Annotated in this window: 16 protein-coding genes; 5 read left to right on the forward strand and 11 right to left on the reverse strand. The window is 66.9% G+C overall.

The genetic code is table 11. The features are described 5' to 3' along the window. Window positions 1-6: 6 nt before the first annotated feature. The 8 genes from gdhA to ettA all read right to left on the reverse strand — a co-directional run bounded on the left by gdhA (window position 7) and on the right by ettA (window position 11,164). A complete protein-coding gene (gene gdhA / locus AC4OR5_RS23825; RefSeq protein WP_003094817.1) occupies window positions 7-1,344 on the reverse strand; it encodes an NADP-specific glutamate dehydrogenase in 1,338 nt (445 codons plus the stop codon). A 295-nt stretch (window positions 1,345-1,639) separates the two neighbouring features. Next, on the reverse strand, window positions 1,640-3,031 hold the full coding sequence (locus AC4OR5_RS23830) for an outer membrane protein transport protein (RefSeq protein WP_003141567.1): 1,392 nt from the start codon (window positions 3,029-3,031) through the stop codon (window positions 1,640-1,642). A gap of 259 nt (window positions 3,032-3,290) precedes the next feature. Continuing rightward, the gene (praA, locus tag AC4OR5_RS23835) at window positions 3,291-3,779 is read right to left on the reverse strand and encodes an alkane oxidation protein activator PraA (protein WP_003119407.1); all 489 of its coding nucleotides are present in this window, start codon (window positions 3,777-3,779) and stop codon (window positions 3,291-3,293) included. A gap of 597 nt (window positions 3,780-4,376) precedes the next feature. Beyond that, the gene (locus AC4OR5_RS23840) at window positions 4,377-5,654 is read right to left on the reverse strand and encodes an efflux RND transporter periplasmic adaptor subunit (protein ID WP_015503662.1); all 1,278 of its coding nucleotides are present in this window, start codon (window positions 5,652-5,654) and stop codon (window positions 4,377-4,379) included. Continuing rightward, window positions 5,644-7,125 (reverse strand): TolC family protein, encoded by a 1,482-nt coding sequence (locus AC4OR5_RS23845; RefSeq protein WP_016562356.1) that lies wholly within the window; start codon window positions 7,123-7,125, stop codon window positions 5,644-5,646. Before AC4OR5_RS23845 ends, AC4OR5_RS23840 begins: the two co-directional genes overlap by 11 nt. Then, entirely contained in the window at window positions 7,118-8,311 is a 1,194-nt protein-coding gene (locus AC4OR5_RS23850; protein ID WP_058160263.1) for an ABC transporter permease, read from the reverse strand. The genes AC4OR5_RS23845 and AC4OR5_RS23850 overlap by 8 nt, the downstream gene beginning before the upstream one ends. Further along, window positions 8,308-8,994, reverse strand: coding sequence for an ABC transporter ATP-binding protein (locus AC4OR5_RS23855; RefSeq protein WP_003112804.1), 687 nt, complete (start codon window positions 8,992-8,994; stop codon window positions 8,308-8,310). Before AC4OR5_RS23855 ends, AC4OR5_RS23850 begins: the two co-directional genes overlap by 4 nt. A 505-nt stretch (window positions 8,995-9,499) precedes the next feature. Then, window positions 9,500-11,164: an energy-dependent translational throttle protein EttA gene (gene ettA / locus AC4OR5_RS23860; RefSeq protein WP_003110721.1), complete on the reverse strand. Its 1,665-nt coding sequence runs from the start codon at window positions 11,162-11,164 to the stop codon at window positions 9,500-9,502. 110 nt (window positions 11,165-11,274) lie between these two features. On the opposite strand from ettA, the gene AC4OR5_RS23865 reads away from it, so the two are divergent. Both AC4OR5_RS23865 and escR read left to right on the forward strand, forming a co-directional pair. Next, on the forward strand, window positions 11,275-11,460 hold the full coding sequence (locus AC4OR5_RS23865) for a hypothetical protein (protein WP_023980537.1): 186 nt from the start codon (window positions 11,275-11,277) through the stop codon (window positions 11,458-11,460). A 196-nt stretch (window positions 11,461-11,656) separates the two neighbouring features. Continuing rightward, complete coding sequence (gene escR, locus AC4OR5_RS23870) at window positions 11,657-12,175, forward strand: TetR/AcrR family transcriptional regulator EscR (protein ID WP_019484450.1); 519 nt, start codon at window positions 11,657-11,659, stop codon at window positions 12,173-12,175. 50 nt (window positions 12,176-12,225) lie between these two features. Here the strand turns inward: escR and oprJ are convergent, their stop codons facing one another. Genes oprJ through mexC form a run of 3 tightly spaced genes read right to left on the reverse strand, consistent with a single transcriptional unit; the run spans window position 12,226 to window position 17,993 of the window. After that, window positions 12,226-13,665, reverse strand: coding sequence for a multidrug efflux transporter outer membrane subunit OprJ (gene oprJ, locus AC4OR5_RS23875; RefSeq protein ID WP_034036032.1), 1,440 nt, complete (start codon window positions 13,663-13,665; stop codon window positions 12,226-12,228). Between the two features lie 5 nt (window positions 13,666-13,670). After that, window positions 13,671-16,802 (reverse strand): multidrug efflux RND transporter permease subunit MexD, encoded by a 3,132-nt coding sequence (mexD, locus tag AC4OR5_RS23880; protein WP_116271220.1) that lies wholly within the window; start codon window positions 16,800-16,802, stop codon window positions 13,671-13,673. A gap of 27 nt (window positions 16,803-16,829) precedes the next feature. Then, window positions 16,830-17,993: a multidrug efflux RND transporter periplasmic adaptor subunit MexC gene (gene mexC, locus AC4OR5_RS23885; protein ID WP_031636803.1), complete on the reverse strand. Its 1,164-nt coding sequence runs from the start codon at window positions 17,991-17,993 to the stop codon at window positions 16,830-16,832. A gap of 160 nt (window positions 17,994-18,153) precedes the next feature. On the opposite strand from mexC, the gene nfxB reads away from it, so the two are divergent. From nfxB to glyA, 3 genes are all read left to right on the forward strand, one after another. After that, window positions 18,154-18,717 (forward strand): efflux pump transcriptional repressor NfxB, encoded by a 564-nt coding sequence (nfxB, locus tag AC4OR5_RS23890; protein WP_003094842.1) that lies wholly within the window; start codon window positions 18,154-18,156, stop codon window positions 18,715-18,717. Between the two features lie 243 nt (window positions 18,718-18,960). After that, window positions 18,961-23,208 (forward strand): cyclic di-GMP receptor MorA, encoded by a 4,248-nt coding sequence (morA, locus tag AC4OR5_RS23895; RefSeq protein WP_003134992.1) that lies wholly within the window; start codon window positions 18,961-18,963, stop codon window positions 23,206-23,208. A 122-nt stretch (window positions 23,209-23,330) separates the two neighbouring features. Beyond that, window positions 23,331-24,584, forward strand: a complete 1,254-nt coding sequence (glyA, locus tag AC4OR5_RS23900) for a serine hydroxymethyltransferase (RefSeq protein WP_003094846.1) — start codon at window positions 23,331-23,333, stop codon at window positions 24,582-24,584. Window positions 24,585-24,644: the final 60 nt, after the last annotated feature.

Below are 24,644 nucleotides of genomic sequence, written 5' to 3' on the forward strand. Positions count from 1 at the left end.
ACGACCTCAGACCACGCCCTGCGCCAGCATCGCATCGGCGACCTTGACGAAGCCGGCGATGTTCGCCCCCTTCACGTAGTTGACCCGCCCCTGTTCCTCGCCGTACAGCAGGCAGGCATGGTGGATCGACTGCATGATGCCGTGCAGCTTGGTATCCACCTCGCCCTCGCTCCAGCGCAGGCGCATGGCGTTCTGCGACATTTCCAGGCCGCTCACCGCCACCCCGCCGGCGTTCGACGCCTTGCCCGGCGCGTAGAGGATGCCGGCCTCGAGGAACAGGTCGACGGCTTCCAGGGTCGAGGGCATGTTGGCGCCTTCGGCGACACAGACGCAGCCGTTGGCCAGCAGGCGCCGCGCATCCTCGGCATCCAGTTCGTTCTGGGTCGCGCAGGGCAGCGCGATATCGCAGGCCAGGCCCCAGGGCCGGCGCCCTTCGAGGAACTGCAGGGAAAACTGCTCCGCCATCTCGCGGATGCGCCCGCGGCGCACGTTCTTCAGCTCCATCAGGTATTCCCACTGCTCGTCGGAGAGCCCCGCCTCGGCATACAGGGTGCCTTCGGAATCGGACAGCGAGATCACCTTGCCGCCCATTTCCATGACCTTGCGCGCCGCGTACTGGGCGACGTTGCCCGAGCCGGAGATCGCCACCCGCTGGCCGTCGAAGCCGCGGCCACGGTCCTTGAGCATTTCCTGGGCGAAGTAGACGCAGCCGAAGCCGGTCGCCTCCGGGCGGATCAGGCTGCCGCCGTAGCTCAGGCCCTTGCCGGTCAGCACCGAGGTGAACTGGTTGGACAGGCGCTTGTACTGGCCGAACAGGTAGCCGATCTCACGCGCGCCGACGCCGATGTCGCCGGCCGGCACGTCCAGGTCGGCGCCGACGTGACGGTACAGCTCGCTCATGAACGACTGGCAGAAACGCATCACCTCGGCGTCGCTCTTGCCCTTCGGATCGAAGTCGGAGCCGCCCTTGCCGCCGCCCATGGGCAGAGTGGTCAGGGAGTTCTTGAAGACCTGCTCGAAGGCGAGGAACTTCAGCACCCCGAGGTTGACCGAGGGGTGGAAGCGCAGGCCGCCCTTGTACGGGCCGATGGCGCTGCTCATCTGCACCCGGTAGCCACGGTTGACCCGTACCCGGCCCTGATCGTCGACCCAGGGCACGCGGAACAGGATCGCCCGCTCGGGTTCGACGATGCGTTCGATGATGCCGGCTTCCAGGTAGTGCGGGTTGGCCTCGAGGAACGGCCAGAGGGAACGCAGCACCTCTTCCACCGCCTGGTGGAATTCGGGCTGATCGGGATCGCGCCGCTTCAGGCGCTCGAGGAAAGCGTCGACGGATTGCGTCATTTTTCTCACCGGTTTCTAGTTTTGTGAACAATTTTTTGCGCGTGACTCTAACAAGCCAGGCGGCACCTAGAAAGTGCGAAATGACGCATTGATGAATCTTTATGGTGCAAAACTGAAACTTTCCGGGTCCGCCAGAACGGCTAGGGCCAGAGCGCGCGCCTGGAACCAGGCTGGCTTCCGGGCAGGCCACGCACTGTTGAAGGGCGACGAAAGCACCGTTCGCGTGCATCCCGGCGCCAGATGTGAAAGGGCCTCCCCCTGACGGGGGAGGCCCTTTCTCTGCCTACGGCCGGGTCTAGAAGTCGTAGGTCGCGGACAGGCTGAACACCTGTCCCTTGCTGGTTGCCCTGCCATCCAGGCGTCCGCCGCCCAGGCGATCCTGGTTGACCGTCTTCAACGGCACCTCCTTGACGAACTGCCGCGAGTAGGCCGCGTCGATCGACAACTCCGGCATCGACTGGAAGCGATAGCCGGCGCCCAGGGAGGCGAAGTAGCGATCGCCGTCGGGAATCCGCGGGTCGCGGGTGGCATTGTGGGTCGGCGTCTGGTCGTAGGCGACCCCGGCGCGCATGGTCCACTGTTCGGTCACCTTGTAGTCGCCGCCCACCGCCAGGGTCCAGGTGTTCCGGTAGGTGTAGGGGATGGAGACGATCGTGTTGCCGTGGGACTTGAGGGTCAGGTCCTGGAATGACGACCACTCGGTCCAGGTGGCGCTGGCGCCCAGGCTCAGACGGTCGTTGAACTGGTGTACCCAGTCCAGCGAGGCGTAGGCGGGGATATCCAGGCGCGCCGAGGCGGAAGCGCCCATGCGCAGGTCCAGGCCGGGATAGGCCAGGCCCGGAGTGCCTCCCTCGATGGCGCCCTCGGTCAGCCCACCGTCGTGGTCGTAGAGGTTGTAGTGACCCTTCAGCTTGTTGCGGATCTTCGCGTGGTAGGCGAAGCCCAGGGTGTCGCGGTCGGTCGGCTTCCACACCGCGCCGGCGAAGAAGCCGGGCGAGGTGTTGTCCACCTTGACCCGCATCAGCGCGGACGAGTTCGAGGCCGGGAACGGAATCCCGCCCATGCCCGGGGAGTTGGCGGCCGAGGCATAGAGATCGAGGTTCTGGCTGACGAAGCCGGAGGTGCGCTGGATGATCACCCCGGCGCCCAGGGAGAAGTTGTCGTTGACCTTGAACGACAGGGAGCCGGTCAGGCCGATCGTCTCGATCTTGGTGTCCACCGCGAAATCGCGGCCTTTCCAGTTCGGGTCCCAGGTGCTGCGCATTCCCATCGGAACGACCTGGCTCAGACCGAAGGCGAAGCGGTCGTTGATCGGTACGACCAGGAAGCCGGTCGGCAGCCACGCGCCGAATCCGGCCTGGCCGCCATCGTTGGTACCCAGCTCGGGGGTGCCCGGCCCGTCCTGGTAGCCGCCGGTCATGGGATTACCCTGGTAGTCGTAGGCATCGCCGTTGTACTTGATGTCGATATCGGCGTAGTTGACCGTCAACTGGGCGATCCGCTTGTCGATGAACGCCATGGCCGCCGGGTTGTTGAACGCGGCGCTCGGATCGTTGGGAAACAGCGAGCCGCCTGCCATCGCACGGCCCCAGCCCGCCGTGTTGGTGGTCGGCACCATGAAGCCGCCGGCTTGCGCCTGGGACGTGCCGAACAGTCCGCCGACGATCAGGGCGCAGAGCAATGGCAATGGTTTTCTGGCAAACAGGCAGGAAATATCGTTTTTGTTGTTCAAGGTTTCACCCCTGGTGGACTGCTAGTGCACGGGGCACGATGGTCGGCCTGCTTGAGCGTCCTGGCGGACACCCTCCCCCAGACCGTTTTCCATGTGCGAACGAGATTCTGCGCCGCCTCCGGCGGAAACTCCCTCGGACCTGCCGGCCCGCGAAGGACGCCTGGCAGCGGGAGCGCGAAACCGCTGGCGCCGAGGGCGCCAGCGGCAGCCCGGATTACGGGTTGACTACGAAGGCCGGGGTCGGCTTCACGCTCAGGCTGTTGATCTTGCAGTTGCCTGCCAGCGACTGATTGCTGGCGCTGAGGGTGTTGGTGGCGTTGCTCCAGGAACCGTTGACGGTGCTCGGGCCACAGGTAGAGGAGAGAATCTTGAAGCCGACGCCATCGACCTTGCCGGCGGTGGTGCTGGAAACGGTCAGCTTCCACGGCAGGCCGGTCATCTGCGGCACGCTGCACAGAGTGTTGCTGCCGCTGACGGTGACGCTGTCGATCGAGGCATAGGAGCCATCGGCGGCGGTCTTGCCCTTGAAGGTGATGTTGCAGGTCACTGGCAGATTGAGCGACGCCGGCGAGCTCACGCTGATGGTGCCAGGTGCGGTGAAGGCCGAGTTGACCGGGGTGATGGTGGCCGCGCTGGCCATGGACGAAACGCTCAGGCAGAGAGCAAGAGCAGCAAAGGACGGCAGGGACTTGATGGATTTCATTGTTTTGTATCCTTCCAGTGAGTTGGCAACGCTCGCGGTTGCCGAGCCTTGATCATGCGGCAGGATCGTCGCCGACCCGCCCCCACGACCACCTTGTGCCTTCCCGTCCGATCCACCTGCCAGGCGAACCACACCACCCGCCTTGGCCGTGCGTACCGGGATTCGGGAGAGGCTTTACCTCATGAGTCCTATCCGGTGCCGACGCTGACGGTCCCCACGACGAGCCGGGACAGACCGGATATCGGAAAGATCCGATAGGGTTTGCCAACCCGCCGCGCCTCGAGATGCCCACCTGGCCGACCTCCGCGAACGCAGGCCTGACAGGGCTGGCAATCACCACGAAGGGGCAGTGGACCAGTCAACGACGGGGGCCAGAGTACGGTCAGCGCGGCTCTGGAAAAGCCTAGCGAAAGAAGGGGGTTGACCCTCCGAAGGAAGGTCGGTGAATGCCGTGGAGGGCGGACGGAGCGTTGTCGCGAAGGAATCCTGATACCTCTGTCAACATCCGCGTCGGGAAGAAACGCACCATGACGGGGCGTACCTACCAGAATTGGCAGCTCGCGAAGCGACCCAGCCAACCCAAAGTTAGGTTGCCAACTATCGGTCGGACGAGGACGGCACGCGAACGAGACCCGGCTGCAACTCGAACACCTCCACGCCCTCCGGCGTGGAGCGTCCGATCTTGACCTGTTGCGCCATCACGCTGGCGTCGGGAGCCTGGCGAAAGTCCACGAACAGCCGGTCACCCTCGTGGCGTATCGCCTCCGGCGGCACGACGATGGCCTGTTCGTTGCGATAGGTGGTGACCGTCAGCTTGGCGCTCATTCCCAGACGAATCTTCTGCAACTGGCGGGGATCGAGCGGCGCTACCGATACCGTCACCTCGAACTGCGGGCTGCCTCCCTGGGCCATGCCGGGCAGAGCCTGACCACCGAGGGCGGCGATGACGCCCGCCAGCGTGGTGCCCTCGAAGCCGTCGCCACTGATTTCCACCGCCTGCCCTTCGCGCAACTGGTTGATATCCAGTTCGGAAACCTTCGCAGATACCTTCAGCCGCTCGACGCTGGCCAGGCCGAACAACGCCTGGCCCTGCCCCAGCTTGCTACCGGCCTGCACCGGTTCGCGGCTGCCCTGCTCGCCAGCCAGGCCGGGCGCCGCGACGACGATACCGGCAAAGGGCGCGCGCACCGTACGGCCATCCAGCTGGGCCTGCAGCGTCTCGTATTTCACGCTGGCGTTGGCCAGGTCCATTTCGGCGATCTGGCGATTCTCGCCCTGCCCCTTGGCGCGGGTCGACTCCACTTCCCGCCGGGCCGCCTCCAGGTCCATGCGCTGCTGGCTGGCCTGTTGTTCGAGATCGTCGAGTTCGTTGCGCGGGACGATCCCGCGCTGGAACAGCTCGCGGGTCTCGCGCAACTTGCGCTCGGTGCTGCTCTGCGCCAGCTGCGCGCTGCGCAGGGCACGACGGACCCGCGCCATGTCCTCGCCACGCTCCCAGTCGCGCAGGTCCTGCAGGGTGCGACGGGCCTTGAGCAACGCCGACTGTGCCTCGCGCACCTGCACGGCGATCTCGCGGGTGTCCATGCGCAGCAGCTCCTGTCCTTCCGCGACCCGCTGTCCCGGCTCCACCAGCAGCGCCTCGACATTGCCGGCGAAGGGCGCCGCCAGAGTCACCACGCGCCCCGGTTCCAGGCGTCCGACCAGGCCGATCTGATGCACCAGCGGGGCCGCCCGTACGGCGACCCAGCGCTCCCCTTCCGTGCGTTTCGCGGTGCCGCCGGCGAGGACCAACCAGGCCAGCGCCGCGACAACCGCCAGGCCGGCGGCGAGCGGCAATGCGGGCCGGCGCAGGAAGGAAAACCGGTCAGTGGTCATTGAGCGAAATCTCCCAGCTATCCAGGGTCATGCCGACGATCAGGTCGAGCTGCGTCTGCGCATTGAGAAACGAGATCAGGGCATTCAATTGGGTGTTCTCGACGTTGCGCAGGTCGGTCTCGAAGCTCAGCACCTGGAAGTTGCTCGAACGCCCGACGCGCAGCTTTTCCCGCTCGATCTCCAGCTTGCGCCGCGACAAGGCGGTGGCGCGCTGGGCGATCTGGTACTGGCGCCAGCGCGTGCCGAGGTCGCGCACCGCATCGATGACGTTCTGCTCCAGGGTCTGCCGGGCATCCTCGATCAGGATCTTCTGGTTCTCCACGTCGACCTGGGCGCGCACCTCGGCCTGCCGGCGGCTGAGGTCGCCGATGGGAATTTCCACCTGTACCCCGGCGTAGCTGTCCCAGCTGCGTGAATTGTCGCCACCGCCCTCGCTGTAGCGGTCGCGGATCTGGCTGGCGCCGCCCACCAGCGAGACATCCCACAGGCGCTGGTTCTTCGCCAGCACCAGGTTGAGGTCGGCCTGGCGACTGCCGATCAGGCGTTGCAGGTATTCCGGTTGCTGCTGCAGGGCGGTCCTGATCGCCTGCTGGCGGTCGACCTCGATCGGCGTGGCGGCCAGCGCATCGCTGGCGCGGATCTGCGTCGACAGGTCCAGCGCCAGCAGTTGCAGCAGGGCCAGGCGTGCGCTGTCGACCTGGTTGGCGGACTCCTCGACGTTGAGCTCCTGGCTGGCGACGTCGGCCTCGGTCTGCACGATCTCGAATTCGGCCATTCGCCCGGCGCGGATCATCGCCCGGTTGACCTCGAGCAGCTCCTGGGTCCGCGCCAGGGCTTCGCGAGAGATGCGCGCCTGCTCCTGGGCGCGCAGCAGCTCCCGGTAGGCACCGATGACCTGGCTGATGGTCTGCGACACGCTGGCCTTGAGTTGCAGGCGATTGGCGTCTTCGGAGAGACGTGCCAGGCGCAGCGGCGCGGTGGTGACGTCCCAGCCCGCATCGCGCAGCAACGGCTGGACGACGGTCAGGTCGAGGCCATCGCTGCGGTAGCGCCCGGCCTCGTCGGCGGTGCGGAACTGCTTCACCCAGGCCAGGCTGAAGCGAGTGCCATATTCGCCAAGCAGGGTCGCGGTGGGCGAGACATTGCTGGTCCTCGTGCGGTCTTCGGTGGCGCGGTTGGCGCGATAGTCGCCGCGCACCACCAGCTTCGGGTTGAAGGCGTCGGCGGCGACCCGCAGGTCGAACTTCTGCGCGATCCGTTGCAGGTAGGCGCTACGGATTCCACGGTTGTTGCGCAGGCCAAGATAGACCGCGTCGCTCAGGCTGAGGTCGATCACCTGCTCGCTGAGCAGCACCGACCTGCCCTGCTCGCGGGCCATGCTCGGTACGTCCGGACTCAGCGCCGGGTTGACGCTGGCCGCCACCGGAAGAGCGGCGACCAGCCACAGCACGCCCAGGCCCCACCTATTCATCGCGCAGCGCCTCGACCGGTTGCAGGCGAGCCGCCGAGACCGCCGGATAGAGCCCGAAGAACAGCCCCACCAGCAGGGTACTGCCCATCCCCAGCGGCAGGGCCGCGTAGGCCAGGGAGAAGGTCCAGCCGGAGAACCTGGCGTAGAGATACGCAGCCGCCACGCCGAGCACCGCGCCCGACAGCGCGCCCGAGGCGGTCAGGGTCACCGCCTCGATCAGGAACAGGTTGCGGATGTCCCGCTGGCGCGCGCCCAGCGCCATGCGCACGCCGATTTCCCGGCGGCGTTCGGCGACACTCATCAGCATCACGTTCATCACTCCGACGCCGCCGCCGAGCAGGGAGATGATCCCCAGTCCGGCCAGCAGGTAGGTGAAGGTCCGGGTCTGCCGCTTGAGTCCATCGAGCACCTGCTGCGAGACCTGGACCTGCGCCTCGTGGCCGGGCAACCGCGCCGTCAGGGCCGCGCCCAGGGCCGCGCCGACGCTATAGACGTCCGCTCCCGGCGAGACCCGCGCCACCACATGGCTGACCTCGGCGGCCGGCTGCAGGCGCGGCATGCCCGGCGCCGGCACGAACAGCGAGTCGTTGGCGGCGAACGGCAAGAGAGCGGCGCTGGCCTGCGGCTGGAGAATGCCGATCACGCGGAACAGATAGTCGTTGACCGTCAGTTGCTCGCCGAGGCGCAGCGGATCGCCGGGCGCCCCCAGGGCCTCGGCGATTGTCGCGCCCACCACCACGTAGGTGTCGTGATCGTCGAAGCGCGAGAGGAAACGTCCTTCGCGCAGCCGCAACCTGGCGGCGGCCGCGAGCCCGGCGCTGGCGCCGACGATACTGGCGTTGCTGGTGCGTCCGTGGAAGGTCACCGGGGCCGAGTACAGGCCCAGCGCCGCCAGGTGCTCCAGGCCGGCCACGTCGCGGAGCAGCGGTTCGGTGTCGAGCGTCGCCGGCATCGGCATCGGCGCCTGCGGGGCGAACGGGAACTGCACCACCAGGGTGTCGGTGCCCATGTCCTTGAAGATGCTCATCGCTTCGTCGGTCGCGTTGCTGCCGATGTTCAGCATCGCGATCACCGATGAACAGCCCATGACGATACCCAGCAACGCCAGCAGCGAGCGACGCCCCAGCCCGCGAAGACTGGCGAGGGCCTCGTGGAGCAACTGCCGGGGCGACGGGCTGGCGCTCACCGGCAGGCCTCCGCCAGGTCCTCGTGCACCTCGCCATGCCGTACTGTCAGTTGGCGCCCGAGACGGGCCGCCAGGCCGGGATCATGGGTGACCACCACCAGGGTCACCTGGCGCTCGCGGTTGAGGGTGAGGAGCAGCTCCAGCACTTCTTTCGCGGTGCTCGCGTCGAGGTTGCCGGTTGGTTCGTCGGCGAGGATCAGCGCCGGCTCGCCGACCAGCGCGCGAGCGATGGCGACGCGCTGCCGCTGGCCGCCGGAGAGGTCCGCCGGACGATGGCCGGCGCGCTCGGCCAGGCCGACCCGGGCGAGCATCGCCTCGGCCCGCTCCAGTGCCTCGCGGCGCGGCATCCCTCGATAGCTCAGGGGCAGGGCGACGTTGTCCAGCGCGTTCAGCCGCGGCAACAGGTTGAAGCTCTGGAAGACGAAGCCGATCAGGCGGTTGCGGATCGCCGCCAGTCGGTCCCCGTCAACGCTGAAGATGTCGTGCTCGGCGAAACGGTAGGCGCCGCTGTCCGGGCGGTCGAGCAGGCCGAGGATATTCAGCAGGGTGCTCTTGCCCGAGCCCGACGCGCCGACGATCGCGCAGCTTTCTCCGGGAAAGATGTCCAGGCAGACGTCTTTCAGTATCTGCAGCGGCTGCCCCCCCAGGAGGTAGCCCTTGCCGATCCCCTGCAGGGAGATCAATGATTCGTGCTTGTTTGTTGTTGGCATTCGCACCCGACCGCTCGCATCCCTTCAAGGCCCGCCCGGTCGTACCGCCGCAAGGCCGGCGATACAGGCCGAACGGCCATACTGCTGATGATGGAGACAGCGCACAAGCCGCCACCACCGGCAACGCTACCCCGAGGCGCCAGCGCCGAGCGAAGGTAGCGGCTGGTCCGCCCGGCCAATGCCGGTACTCGATTCCGCCGGGCTTCGCCATATGGCGCGGCCTCTCCGGGCAGGCGGTATTGAGCGCACGGATCGGCTGCGCAGACCACTAGCAGAGCTGACACCATCGCGGCCGTCGATGCACCCCCATCTTTAGTTAGGTGAAGGCTCAGGCATGCTGCGTGGGAGCCTCCCCCGGGTACCGCCAATGGAGGTGTCCTGCGCAGTTCCCATGTTCCCCTGCGCATGGCTCGTTGAATTCCAGGCATGAAAAAACCGCCGGCCGGCAACGCCGGCGGGCGGTTTCTCGAAGGCGCGCTTACGCCAGTTTCTTGTAGCGCACGCGGTGCGGCTGGGACGCAGCATCGCCCAGGCGCTTCTTGCGGTCGGCCTCGAACTCGGTGTAGTTGCCTTCGAAGAAGGTCACCTTGCCATCGTCCTCGTAGGAGAGGATGTGGGTGGCGATCCGGTCGAGGAACCAGCGGTCGTGGGAGATCACGATGGCAGCGCCGGGGAAGTCCAGCAGCGCTTCTTCCAGCGCACGCAGGGTTTCCACGTCGAGGTCGTTGGACGGTTCGTCGAGCAGCAGCACGTTGCCGCCCTGCTTCAGGGTCAGGGCCAGGTGCAGACGGCCACGCTCACCGCCGGAGAGGTCCTTGACGAACTTCTGCTGGTCGGCGCCCTTGAAGTTGAAGCGACCGACATAGCTGCGCGAGGGGACTTCGTAGTTGCCGATCTTGATCTGCTCGAAACCGTCGGAAACCTGCTCCCACACGGTCTTGTTGCCTTCCAGGCTGTCACGGCTCTGGTCGACGCTGGCGATCTGCACGGTCTCGCCGATCTCGATGGTGCCGGAGTCCGGCTGCTCCTTGCCGGTGAGCATGCGGAACAGGGTCGACTTGCCCGCGCCGTTGCCGCCGATCACACCGACGATGGCGCCCTTGGGAATGCTCAGGGACAGGTTGTCGATCAGCACGCGGTCGCCGTAGCCCTTGGTCACATTGTGCAGTTCGATGACCTTGTCGCCCAGGCGCGGACCGGCCGGGATGTAGATCTCGTTGGTCTCGCTGCGCTTCTGGAATTCCTGCGACTGCAGTTCCTCGAAGCGCTGCAGGCGCGCCTTGGACTTGGCCTGGCGGCCCTTGGCGCCCTGGCGTACCCACTCCAGCTCGGCCTTCATGGCCTTGGCGTGGGAGGCTTCCTGCTTGGCTTCCTGGGCCAGGCGGGCGGCCTTGGATTCCAGCCAGCCGGAGTAGTTGCCTTCGAACGGGATGCCATGGCCACGGTCGAGTTCGAGGATCCAGCCGGCGACGTTGTCGAGGAAGTAGCGGTCGTGGGTGATCGCCACCACGGTGCCGGGGAAGTCGTGCAGGAAATGCTCCAGCCAGGCCACCGAGTCGGCGTCCAGGTGGTTGGTCGGTTCGTCCAGCAGCAGCATGTCGGGAGCCGACAGCAGCAGGCGGCACAGCGCTACGCGGCGCTTTTCGCCGCCGGACAGGTGCTCGACCTTGGCATCCCACGGCGGCAGGCGCAGGGCGTCGGCGGCGACTTCCAGTTGGCGTTCCAGGTTGTGTCCGTCGGATGCCTGGAGGATCGCCTCCAGCTTGGCCTGCTCGGCGGCCAGGGCGTCGAAGTCGGCATCCGGCTCGGCATAGGCGGCATAGACCTCGTCCAGCCGCGCCTGGGCCTGCTTGATCTGGCCGACGGCCTCTTCGACGATGTCGCGCACGGTGGCCTGCGGGTCCAGCTTGGGCTCCTGCGGCAGGTAGCCGACGTTGATCCCCGGCATCGGCCGGGCCTCGCCTTCGATCTCGGTGTCGACGCCGGCCATGATCCGCAGCAGGGTGGACTTGCCCGCGCCGTTCAGGCCGAGCACGCCGATCTTGGCGCCGGGGAAGAACGACAGGGAGATGTCCTTGAGGATTTCACGCTTGGGCGGAACGATCTTGCCGACCCGATGCATGGTGTAGACGTACTGAGCCAAAACGAGCACCTCATGAAGAAAAGGAAAAAAACTCGGCCAAGTATATGACAGACCGAGAGAAAGCTGGCCAGCCACCCCGGTTTTCGTGGGGCGAGGCGCTTTGCCGGCGAATGTTCGCCGTCCGATTCCAGGCCGCTACGGTGACGCTGAGCAGCGTACTGGCCGCCCTTACCGTCTCCGCTACCCTCGTCCTGTCGAAGGCGTTCTGCCTGAGCGAGGCGGCGACCATCGCCCCGTGCGGGATCTGGGTGGGCCTGGCATTGCTCGCGGCCATGGTGCTGCCTCTCAAGACCTGACGCGAAGCAAGGCGTGGGTAGATCCATCCTGCTACAATTGATCCAAACCAGTCTCAAAAGAACAAAAAAAACCTCAAAAATGACACTCGCTCCCAGACCCGCCCAGCTACCCGACTCGCCGCACAGGGACAGTCTCGACCCAACGCCAACCCCGTCGTCTCAGGACCAGCGCCTGCTCAAGGCCCTGGCCACCGCGATGGCCAATCATCCGCGCGCCACCATGGGAGAACTGGCGGAACTGGCAGGCGTGAGCAGGGCAACCCTGAACCGTCATTGCGGTACCCGCGAAGGTCTCAAGCGGCGCCTGGAAAGCCATGCCAGGAGTACCCTCGAACGCCTCAGCCACAGCGCCGCCCTGCAGCGCCTGGAGCCGCGGGAAGCGCTACGCGAGCTGATCCGGGAACACCTCGCCCAGCGCGACCTGCTGGCACTGCTGATGTTCGAGCAGAACCCGGGACGCCAGGCCGGGCATGGGGACACCAGTTGGCAGTCCTATATCGAAGCCCTGGACGCCTTCTTCCTGCGCGGCCAGCAGAAGCGTGTGTTCCGTATCGATATCAGCGCGGCGACCTTCAGCGAACTCTTCATCGTCCTGATCTACGGCATGGTCGATGCCGAGCGCCGCGGTCGCGCGGCCAGCGCCGGGTTGTCCGCCACGCTGGAGGAACTGTTCCTGCGTGGCGCGTCGAACCCCGCACAACCTGGCAGCCCTTGAGCGGGCGGCAGTTGCCACCCGCTAGCACCGTTTCCCACACGTTTACCCGCTCAACTCCTGCCGCCTCGATGTACCACCAGGCTCCGCCCCTCGTCCCAGCCTCCGCCGAGTGCGCGGAACAGGTCGACCAGGGCGATCTGCCGCTGGGTGCTGCCGTCGATGAAGGCAATCTCGTTGAGGAAGCTGCTGCGCTGCGCATCGAGGTAGCGCAGGTGGTTGTCGACGCCACTCTCGTAGCGTGCCTTGGCCAGCATCAGGGCTTCGTTGCTGCTGTTCGCCAGGGCGCGCAGGGCCTTCTCTTCGCGACGCAGGGTATCGCTGGCCGCCAGGGCGTCGGCGACCTCGCGGAAGGCGGTCTGGATGGACCCCTCGTAGGCGGCCACCGCCGAATCCTTGCGCGCCTCGGCCAGGCTCAGGTTGGCACGGTTGCGCCCGCCATCGAAGATCGGCAGCGTCAGCGTCGGCAGGAAGCTCCAGGAGCGCGAGCCGCCATCGAACAGGCCGGACATTTCCGCGCTGGAGGTGCCGAAGCTGCCGGTCAGGCTGATGCGCGGGAAGAACGCCGCGCGCGCCGCGCCGATATCCGCGTTGCGCGCCCGCAAACGATGTTCGGCGGCAAGGATGTCCGGGCGTCGCTCGATCAGCTCGGACGGCGTGCCGGGAGCGATGTCCTGCAGCAGCTTCGGACGCTGCCCCGGACTCCGCGGAATCGCCTGCGCGGCATCGTCGCTACCCAGCAGCAGCACCAGCGCGTTGAATGCCTGCTGTTTCTGCCGCAGGTTGCGCTCCTGCTCGGCGCGCGCCTGCTCCACCAGGCCAAGGGCTTCCTGGTAGTCCAGCGCGGTGGCGGCACCGGCCGCGCGGCGCTGGTCGATCAGGGCGAAGGAATACTCGCGGCTGACCAGGGTCTGACGGGTCAGCGCCAGGCGCCGCAGGGCGCCGTCGTAGCTCAGGTAGGCCTGGCTGACCTCGGCGACCAGGGCGATCCGTGCCGCGCGCGCCGCCTCCTCGCTGGCCAGGTACTGTTGCAGGGCTGCGTCGGTCAGGCTCTTGACCCGACCGAAGAGGTCCAGTTCGTACTCCGGCAGGGCCAGCCCGACCTGGTAGCTGCTGGCCACTTCCGAGCGATTGCCGGCGGACAGGTCGGCCGGCTGCCGCTGGCGGTTGCCGGTGGCAGCGGCGTTCAGGCCCGGAACCCGGTCGGCGCGCTGGATTCGGTACTGCGCGCGGGCCGCCTCGATATCCAGGAGGGTCTGGCGCAGCGAGCGGTTGTTATCCAGGGCCATGTCCACCAGGCGGCGTAGTTCGGCATCGACGATGAAACTCTTCCAATCCAGCGTGTCGATCGCCGCGCCCTGGCGCTGGGCGGCGGCGCCGCTCCAGCTGTCGGCCACCGGCGCGGCGGGACGTTCGTAGGTCGGCGCCATGGAGCAGGCGCCGAGGGTCAGGGCGATCAGCAACGCCGATACGCCGAATGCAGGTTTGCGCATCTCGCTCACTCCCCGGCCGTAGCGGCCTGTTCGATGGGCGCCGGCCTGCTGCGCAGCAGCGACAGCAGCCAGACGAAACAGATGGGTACGAACAGCACGCCGAGGAAGGTGGCGCTGAGCATCCCGCCGATCACTCCGGTGCCGATGGCGCGCTGGCTCGCCGCGCCGGCACCGCTGGCCAGGGCCAGGGGTATCACGCCGAGGATGAACGCCATGGAAGTCATGATGATCGGCCGGAAGCGCAGGCGCGCGGCCTCGATGGCAGCGTCGCGCAGGCTATGCCCCTGCTCCCAGAGTTCCTTGGCGAACTCGACGATGAGAATCGCGTTCTTCGCCGAAAGACCGATGATGGTGATCAGGCCGACCTTGAAATACACGTCGTTGGACATACCGCTGACCATCACCGCGAGCACCGCGCCGATGGCGCCGATCGGCACGATCAGCATCACCGACAGCGGGATCGACCAGCTCTCGTAGAGCGCCACCAGCAACAGGAACACCACCAGGATAGCGAGGGCGAACAGGCTGGTGGCCTGCCCGGCGGAGACCTTCTCCTGATAGGACAGGCCGGTCCACTCGTAGCCGATGCCGGCCGGCAGCTGCGCGGCCAGGCGCTCCATTTCCGCCATGGCTTCGCCGGTACTGAAGCCGGGCGCGGCGTCACCGACGATGCGGATCGACGGGTAGCCGTTATAGCGCACCAATTGCACCGGTCCCTCTTCCCATTTCACGCTGACGAAGGCGCTGAGCGGTACCAGGTTGCCAGCAGCGTTAGGCACGTATAGCTCGAGCACGCTTTCCGGGGTCATCCGGTTGCCCTGTTCGGCCTGGATCACCACCCGCTGTTGGCGCCCCGCATTGGTGAAGTCGTTGATCACCTCCGAGCCGAAGGCGGCGGACAGCGTGCCGCTGATGGTCTCGAAGCTCACCCCCAGGGCGCGGGCCTTCTCCCGGTCGATCAACAGGCGCAGTTGCGGCGCTTCGGCCAGTCCTTCCATCATCGCGTAAAGGAATTTCGGGTTGGTCTGGATCTCGCCAAGAAGAGTATCGCGAGCCTGCAGCAGCGCTTCGCGGCCGACCCCGCTACGGTCCATCAGGCGCAATGCGAAGCCGCCGGAGTTACCCAGACCGTTGATCGGTGGCGGCGACACGGCCATGACCGTGCCATCGTCGGGCAGCGCGAAATGCTCGTTCAGCGCGGCGATCTCGGCGGCGGCCGACTGCTCGGCGCCTCGCTCGGACCAGTCCTTGAAGGTCGGGAAGGCCAGCGCGGCATTGTCGCCCTGGCCGGAGAAGCTGAAGCCCGAGATCAGGAACACCGAAGCCACCGCCTCGCGGGACTTGAGGAAGCGCTCGAGTTCCTCGCCGGTGGCATCGGTGCGCACGCGCGAAGCGCCAGGCGGCAGTTGCACGTCGACCACCATGTAGCCGAGGTCTTCCGCCGGCACGAAGGCTTCCGGCAGGCGCAGGTAGAAGTAGCCGAGCATGGCCACCAGGCCGGCGTACACCAGCATGAAGCGTCCGGCGCGCGCCACCAGCTTCGAGTTGAGCAGCGAATAGCGCTCGGTGACGCGGGCGAAGCCACGGTTGAAGGCGCCGAAGAAGCCGCGCTTCTCGTGGTGCCCTTCGGGAATGGGCTTGAGCAGCGTGGCGCACAGCGCCGGGGTGAAGGTCAGGGCGAGGAAGCCGGAGAACAGGATCGAGACCGCCAGCGACACCGAGAACTGCTGGTAGATCACCCCCACCGAACCGGCCATGAAAGCCAGCGGCAGGAACACCGCCGAGAGCACCAGGGTGATGCCGACGATGGCGCCGGATACCTGCTTCATCGCCTTGGCCGTGGCCTCGGCCGGGGAAATCCCCTCCTCCGCCATGATCCGCTCGACGTTCTCCACCACCACGATGGCGTCGTCCACCAGGATGCCGATCGCCAGGACCATGCCGAACATGGTCATCATGTTCACCGAGAACCCCAGCAGGTACATCACCATCAGTGTACCCAGCAGGCACACCGGCACCACGATGGACGGGATCAGGGTGTAGCGGACGTTCTGCAGGAACAGGAACATCACCAGGAACACCAGGACCATCGCTTCGATCAGGGTGTGGATCACCTTCTCGATGGCCACGTCGACGAAGCGCGAGGTGTCGTAGGGCACGCTGTACTGCATGTCCTCGGGGAAGAACGCCGACAGTTCGGCGAGACGCTGTTTCACCAGGGTAGCGGTCTGGATCGCGTTGGCCCCGGGCGACAGCTGGATAGCCCCGCCCACGGTGGGCGTGCCGTTCAGTCGCGAGGAAATGTTGTAGCTCTCCTTGCCGAGTTCCAGGCGCGCGACATCGGCGAGCCGGACCAGCGAGCCGTCCTGGTTGGCGCGCAGCACCACCTGGCCGAACTCCTGCGGATCGTCCAGGGTGCCCTTCACCGCCAGGGTCGCCGTCAGCTCCTGCGCGGAACTGCCCGGTGCGCTGCCGAAGGCGCCGGCCGGCACCTGCACGTTCTGCCCGCGGATGGCATTGCTCACGTCGTCGATGGAGAGGCCGAAGCCCACCAGCTTCTGCGGATCGATCCAGACCCGCATGGCCGCCTCGGAAGAGAAGAATTGCAGCTTGCCGACGCCCGGCAGGCGCCGCAGCTCGTTGTTGATATTGCGCGCGGCGTAGTCGCCGAGGGCGGTGGTGTCGCTGCGCTGAGCGCCTTCCTTGTAGCTGAGCGCATAGATCAGCAGGAAACCGGCGCTGGTCTGCTCGACCTGCAGGCCCTGGGTCAGCACCGCCTGCGGCATGCGCGCCTCGGCTTTCTTCAGGCGGTTCTGCACGTCCACCTGGGCCAGGTCCGGATCGGTGCCCGGCTCGAAGGTGACGACGATCTCGGCGGTGCCGTTGGAGTTGTTGGTCGACTCGAAGTAGAGCAGGCCCTTGGCGCCGTTCAGCGACTCCTCGAGCACACTGGTGACGGAGTCCACCAGCACCTTCGCCGAGGCGCCGGGATAGGTGGCGGTGATGGTGATCTGTGGCGGCGCGACATTGGGGTACTGCGCTACCGGCAATTTGGAAATGACCAGCAGGCCGGCCAGGGAGATGAACAGGGCCACCACCCAGGCGAAGTTCGGCCGCTTGATGAAGAATTCGGACATCGGAAAATCCTCGGGGCGAACCCGCCCTTACTGTTGCGGCGCAGATGACTGGGCTTGCGCCTGGGCACCATCCGGCTTCGGCACGATCTTCACCCCCGGCTGCACCGCAGCCAGGCCGCCGACTATGACCCGGTCACCCGGCTCCAGGCCCTCGGTGATCTGCCAGCGCGAACCCTGCATGACGCCGGTACCGACGCTGCGCGCCTCGGCGCGCTCGTCGGCGCCCACCACCATCACCTGGGCGCTGCCGTCGCCGGAGCGGCGCACGGCCCGTTGCGGCACCAGGATCGCCTGGTTGTCGATGCCCTGGGGCGTACGTACGCGCACGTACATGCCCGGCAGCAGGACCCCGTCGGGGTTGGCGAACTTGCCGCGCAGGGCGATCTGGCCGGTGCCGCGATCCACCGCCACGTCGGCGAACTGCAACGCGCCCTGGCGCTCGTAGGGCGTCCCTTCGACGCGCAGGGTCAGCGCCTGGCTGTCGCCGGCGGCCAAGGTGCCTTTCTTCAGGGCGTCGCGCAGGCGCAGGGCCTCGGCCGCGGTCTGGGTGAAATCCGCATAGATAGGGTCGAGCTGCTGGATGCGCGCCATCAGCGTCGCCTCGCCCTGCCCGACCAGCGCGCCCTCGGTCACCAGCGCGCGGCCGATGCGCCCGGAGATCGGCGCAGTGACCGAGGCGTAGCCGAGGTTCAGGCGCGCGGTCTCCAGGTCGGCCTGGGCCGAGCGGGTCGCCGCCTCGGCGCTGCGCAGGTCGGCGGTGGCGGTATCGAAGTCCTGCTGGCTGACCGCCTGGATCTTCACCAGCGGCTCGTAGCGACGCACCCGCGCCTGCGCCTCGAACAGCACCGCGCGGTTCCGCGCCAGCTCACCCTCGGCGCGCGACACCGCAGCCTTCAGCGGTGCCGGATCGATCTGGAACAGCAGGTCGCCAGCCTTGACGTCGGCGCCCTCCTCGAAGCGCTTCTGCACGACGATGCCGGCCACCCGCGCGCGCACCTCGGCGACACGCACCGGTTCGATCCGCCCAGGCAGTTCCGAACTCAGCGCCAGCGGCTCGGCCTGCACCGTCAGGACCTCCACCGGCAACACCATTTCGGCGGCCTCCTGTCGCTCTTCCGCCGGCCCACAACCCGCCAACGCGATGGCCATAGCCAACGCCCCGATCCTTCCTATTGCACGCAAATCAGCCATGACACACCCGACCGTTGATTGAAAACGGATCGAATGGTACTTTTTCGAGCTAATTGAGTCAATATTGTCTCAAATGATCTTTTGTCAGCTAATCCCTTTGGACGCGAGGCCAGTTTTCTGCACAATGCGCACAATCAGAAAAAACAACCGGGACCCATCGATGACCCTGATTTCCCATGACGAGCGACTCATCAAGGCGCTGGCAGTCGCTATCGTCGACCGCCCGCGAGCGACGCTGAAGGAACTGGCCGAGGCGGCCGGCGTAAGCAAGGCCACCCTGCACCGCTTCTGCGGCACGCGGGACAACCTGGTGCAGATGCTCGAGGACCACGGAGAGACCGTACTGAACCAGATCATCCAGGCCTGCGACCTGGAGCATGCCGAGCCTCTGGAGGCGTTGCAGCGCCTGATCAAGGAACACCTCACCCACCGCGAGCTGCTGGTATTCCTGGTATTCCAGTACCGCCCGGACTTCCTCGACCCGCACGGCGAAGGCGCACGCTGGCAGTCCTACCTGGAAGCGCTGGACGCCTTCTTCCTGCGCGGACAGCAGAAAGGCGTGTTTCGCATCGACATCACGGCGGCCGTGTTCACCGAACTGTTCATCACCCTGGTCTACGGCATGGTCGATGCGGAACGTCGCGGACGGGCGGCCAGCTCCAATTCCGCGCATACCCTGGAGCAGATGTTCCTCCATGGCGCCTCCAATCCGGCGCGCTCCTGACCCTTGCGCCCGCGGCGGCGCCCCTCTCGTCGCCGCATGGCACGGACCGATCCGCGTGCCGCCGACTTCGGCCGCCCGGAGGCCTGCTCGACACTCGGGAAGATCAGTCGTCACCGGCCCTGCGACAAAGTGCCTCGACAGCCGGAAAGGACCGTGACGCTCGTCGGCGATACTGGCACTTGGCCTTGCTTCCGGGCATCCTAACTGTCTACCGAATCACACCTCCCCCAGGAATTCCGGTCAGTGTCGACCCCCTCGCTAACCCCGTCGCCGCCTCCCGCCGGCGACCCACTGACCGTACCCGACCGACCGGCAGCCAAGGCTGGCCTGCTGTTGCTGGTCCTGTTGATGCTCGGCCTGCTGCTCTGGCAGATGAGCCAGGAGCTGCGCCAGCAGGAACGCTTCGAACACGAGCGAGCCGCGGCCCAGCTCGATCGTCTCAACGACCGCCTGTCCCTGACCCTCGAACTCAAGGCGCGCACCGCCCTCGCCCTGCTCCCGGGCGTGCCCCCCAGCGAGCGTGGCGAGATCCAGAACAGGCTGTTGCCACGCATCAGCGATGCGCTGCCGCAGGTGCGCCAGTTGCAATGGGTGGACAGCGCCCCGCAGACGGGCAGCCCGTCGCCGGAAACGACGCTGCCCGAGCAGTTGCGCCAGCACGCCGGCTCCGGCCTCTACCACTATTGCCTCGACCCGCGCGACGGCGAATCCCTCTACCTGACCCTGCGCGAACCCGGCAGCCGCCGCGACAGTGGCTTCTGGCTGTTGCACCTGGCCAGCGACAGCCTCGCCCAGTGGAGTCCCGACCTCCCCACCGGCAACCTGCTCTGGCGCCTGGAAGACCAATACGCCGGGCGGGTGCTCTGGCATACCCCAGGGAGCACGGCGCTGCTCGACGACATGCAGACCCTCGGCGTGGAACCGCTGCGCAACAGCGACTGGCAGCTTCGCGGGCTCTACGACAGCACGCGAGTGCGGCTCGGCCTGCTGCCGGGAATCGGCGGCGAGCTGGCGATCTTCCTCCTGCTGGTCGGCGTCACCGTGTACATGCTGCTGCGCCTGCACCGCGAGCAGCAAGGCCTGCGCGCCATGACCCTGGCCTCGCAGCGCAGCCTGCGCCAGGCGGCCACGGCACTGGCGGCGATCGACGAGCGGGTGCTGGTGACCCGCGCCGACGGCCGCCTCAGCTACCTCAATCCCCAGGCCGAACGCCTCTTCGGCATCAGTTCGGCCCAGGCCCGCCAGCATCACCTGCTGGGCCTGCTGCCGGACCTCGAGCCAGGCTGGCTGACGGACGCCGGTGGCGACGGCGAGACCCGTAGCGAGTTGCTGCCGCTGCGGGTACGCGGCGAGCCGCGGACGTTCACCCTCAGCCGCCATCCGCTGGCCAGCTATCCGGCGCTCGCCGACCAGGCCTGGACCCTCCGCGAGCAGATCCTCCAGGGCGGGCAGGTCTGGGTGTTGCGCGACGTCACCGAGGAACAGCACGCCCTCGGCGTCCTGGAGGAAACCCGGCGGCGCTACCAGGACATCTTCGAAGGGGTCGGCGTGGCCCTCTGCGTGCTCGACCTCTCCGCCCTGCGCCAGGCTCTGGTGGAACAAGGCCTGGACAGCTGCGCCGCACTGCGCGCCTGGCTCGCCGGCGAACCCGGGCGGCAGCAGGCGCTGCTGGAGCGGATCCGCATCACCGAGATCAACGATGTCAGTCGCCGCCTGCTGCAGATCGAGTCCACCGAACAGGCCTGGCAGCGCTTGCTCGACCACGGCCCGCTACAACCGGACAGCCTGCGCCTGCAGGTGATCGAGGCGCTCATCGAACGCCGGCCGGTACTCGAACTGGAAGCCACGCTGCGCTGCGGCAAGAGCACGCCGCGGCACCTGTGGTTGCAACTGCGCCTGCCGGAAAACCCCGGCGAATGGCATGCGGTGACCCTCAGCCTGTCCGACGTCACCAGTCGCAAGGAAGTCGAACTGTCGCTGATCGAGCGCGAGAAGTTCTGGTCGGACGCGGTCCAGGCGGTGCCCGATACCCTCTACATCCACGACCTGCACGCGCGCCGGGTGATCTTCAGCAACCATCACCTGGGCCAGCAACTGGGCTACAACCAGGAAGAACTGGCGCGGATGGGCGAGAACTTCTGGGAAACCCTGCTGCACCCCGACGACCAGGAATACTACTGGCGCATCCGCAACCTGCAGCACGTGGTCGGCGACGGCCTGCTGCTCGACAGCCAGCTGCGCTGGCGCCACCGCGACGGCCGCTGGCACTGGTTCGACATCCGCGAGCAGGCCTTCAGCCGCGACCGCAGCGGTCGCGTGGCGCGCCTGATCGGCGTGGCCAAGGACATCACCTTCACCGTCGAGGCGAACAACGCGCTGCGCGAGAACGGCCGACGCTACCGCATGCTGGCGGAAAACATCAGCGACGTGATCTTCTCCACCGACGCCGAACTCAACGCCAGCTACGTCAGCCCCTCGGTACAGCACGTGTTCGGCTACAGCCCGGAATGGGCGCTGCTCAACGGCCTCCACCAGACCGCCACCAACCCGCGCCAGCTCGGCCGCCTGAACGGCCTGCTGCGCCGCGTGCGGCACGCCATCGGCGACCGCCAGAAGCTCGCCGAGCTGCGGGAAAACCCTGGCCAGCATCTGTTCGCCCTCGACTGCCTGCGCGCCGACGGACGCAAGATTCCCATCGAACTGCGGATCGTCCTGATGTGGGACGAGCACGACCGCTTCGAAGGCCTGCTCGGCATCGCCCGCGACATCAGCCAGCAGCGCCGCGCCGAACGCGAGCTGCGGATGGCGGCGACGGTATTCGAACACTCCACGGCGGCGATCATGGTCACCGACCCGGCCGGCTACATCGTCCAGGTCAACGATTCCTTCTCGCGCCTGACCGGCTACAGCCCGGCCGACGTGCTCGACCAGCAGCCGCGCCTGCTCACCGCCGACCGCCAGGAAGCCAACCAGCTCAAGCACGTGCTCGCCAGCCTGCAGCACAGCGGCAGCTGGGAAGGCGAGATCCTGCAGAAGCGCAAGACCGGCGAACTCTATCCGTCCTGGGTCGGCATCACCGCGGTGCGCGACGAGGAAGGCGACCTGGTCAGCTTCGTCTGCTTCTTCAGCGACATCAGCGAGCGCAAGGCCAGCGAGCGGCGCATCCACCGCCTGGCCTACTACGACGCCCTCACCCACCTGCCCAACCGCACGCTGTTCCAGGACCGTCTGCATACCGCCCTGCAACAGGCCGAGCGCAACGGCCAATGGGTGGTGCTGATGTTCCTCGACCTCGACCGCTTCAAGCCGATCAACGACTCCCTCGGCCACGCCGCCGGCGACCGCATGCTGCAGGAAGTGGCGACCCGCCTGAGCGCCTGCGTCAGCCAGGACGATACCGTGGCGCGCATGGGTGGCGACGAATTCACCCTGCTGCTGCCTTCCCAGGGCGACCGCGAGATCGCCCTGAAGCGGGCGATCCAGGTCGCCGAGCTGATCCTCGGCCGTCTGGCCCGGCCGTTCACCCTGGAAGGCCGTGAATTCTTCGTCACCGCCAGCATCGGCGTGGCCTTGTCGCCCCAGGACGGCGCCGAACTGAGCCTGCTGATGAAGAACGCCGACACGGCGATGTACCACGCCAAGGAGATGGGCAAGAACAACTTCCAGTTCTACCAGGCCGAGATGAACGCCCGCGCCCTGGAGCGCCTGGAACTGGAAAGCGACCTGCGCCGCGCCCTGGAACTGGGCGAGTTCGTCCTCCACTACCAGCCGCAGTTCACCGGCGACGGCCGCCGCCTGACCGGCGCCGAGGCCCTGCTGCGCTGGCAGCATCCGCGCCGCGGACTGGTTCCGCCGAGCGAGTTCATTCCGGTGCTGGAGGAGATCGGCCTGGTGGCCCAGGTCGGCGACTGGCTGCTGGCGGAAGCCTGCAAGCAGTTGCGCAGCTGGCACAAGGCCAAGGTGCGGGTGCCGAAGGTCTCGGTGAACCTCTCGGCGCGGCAATTCGCCGATGGCCAGTTGGGCGAGCGGATCGCCGCGATCCTCTACGAGACAGGCATCCCGCCGGCCTGCCTGGAGCTGGAACTGACCGAAAGCATCCTGATGAGCGACGTCGCCGAGGCCATGCAGATCCTCTCCGGGCTCAAGCGCCTCGGCCTGGCCATCGCGGTGGACGACTTCGGCACCGGCTACTCCTCGCTGAACTACCTCAAGCAGTTCCCCATCGACGTGCTGAAGATCGACCGCAGCTTCGTCGACGGCCTGCCCCACGGCGAACAGGACGCGCAGATCGCCCGGGCGATCATTGCCATGGCCCACAGCCTGAATCTGATGGTGATCGCCGAGGGCGTGGAGAGCCAGGCCCAGCTGGACTTCCTTCGCGAGCACGGCTGCGACGAGGTGCAAGGCTACCTGTTCGGCCGGCCGATGCCCGCCGAGCAGTTCGGCATGCTCTACGCCAGCGACGTGCTGTTCATGTTCAACGAGGGCTGAGCCGCCGTGCGGCGCGCTTGAGCGCCGCTTGTCCGCGACATGATGGCCTTTCATGTGCCAGCACCCGCCGCATGGGTTAGAATGCGCGCCTTTTCCCAGCACCGATCCTTATGAGGACCGCCATGTTCAGCCGTGATTTGACCCTCGCCCGCTACGATGCCGAACTCTTTGCCGCGATGGAGCAGGAAGCCCAGCGCCAGGAAGAGCACATCGAGCTGATCGCCTCCGAGAACTACACCAGCCCGGCGGTGATGGAAGCCCAGGGTTCGGTGCTGACCAACAAGTACGCCGAAGGTTATCCGCACAAGCGCTACTACGGCGGCTGCGAGTACGTCGATATCGTCGAGCAACTGGCCATCGACCGCGCCAAGCAACTGTTCGGCGCCGATTACGCCAACGTCCAGCCGCACGCCGGCTCCCAGGCCAACGCCGCGGTCTACCTGGCCCTGCTGTCGGCCGGCGACACCATCCTCGGCATGAGCCTGGCCCATGGCGGCCACCTGACCCACGGCGCCAGCGTCTCCTCCTCCGGCAAGCTGTACAACGCCGTGCAGTACGGCATCGACGCCAATGGCCTGATCGACTACGACGAAGTCGAGCGCCTGGCCGTGGAGCACAAGCCGAAGATGATCGTCGCCGGCTTCTCCGCCTATTCCCAGGTCCTCGATTTCGCCCGCTTCCGCGCCATCGCCGACAAGGTCGGCGCCTACCTGTTCGTCGACATGGCCCACGTCGCCGGCCTGGTCGCCGCTGGCGTCTACCCGAACCCGGTGCCGTTCGCCGACGTGGTCACCACCACCACCCACAAGACCCTGCGCGGTCCGCGCGGTGGCCTGATCCTGGCGCGCGCCAACGAGGAGATCGAGAAGAAGCTCAACTCCGCGGTATTCCCCGGGGCCCAGGGCGGTCCGCTGGAGCACGTGATCGCGGCCAAGGCGGTGTGCTTCAAGGAAGCCCTGCAGCCGGAGTTCAAGACCTACCAGCAGCAGGTCCTGAAGAACGCCCAGAGCATGGCCCAGGTCTTCCTCGACCGCGGTTTCGACGTGGTTTCCGGCGGCACCCAGAACCACCTGTTCCTGCTCTCCCTGATCAAGCAGGACATCACCGGCAAAGACGCCGACGCCGCCCTCGGCCGTGCGTTCATCACCGTGAACAAGAACTCGGTCCCGAACGACCCGCGCTCGCCGTTCGTCACCTCCGGCCTGCGCATCGGTACCCCGGCAGTGACCACCCGCGGCTTCAAGGAAGCCGAGTGCCGCGAGCTGGCCGGCTGGATCTGCGACATCCTCGAGAACATGGGCGACGAGTCCGTGGTCGACGGCGTACGCGAGAAGGTCAAGGCGATCTGCGCCAAGTTCCCGGTCTACGGCAACTAAGCGACAAGGCAAGACGAAAGAGCCCGGCAAATGCCGGGCTTTTTCATTTCCTCCGAGAGA

Source organism: Pseudomonas sp. YA1, assembly GCF_058680555.1.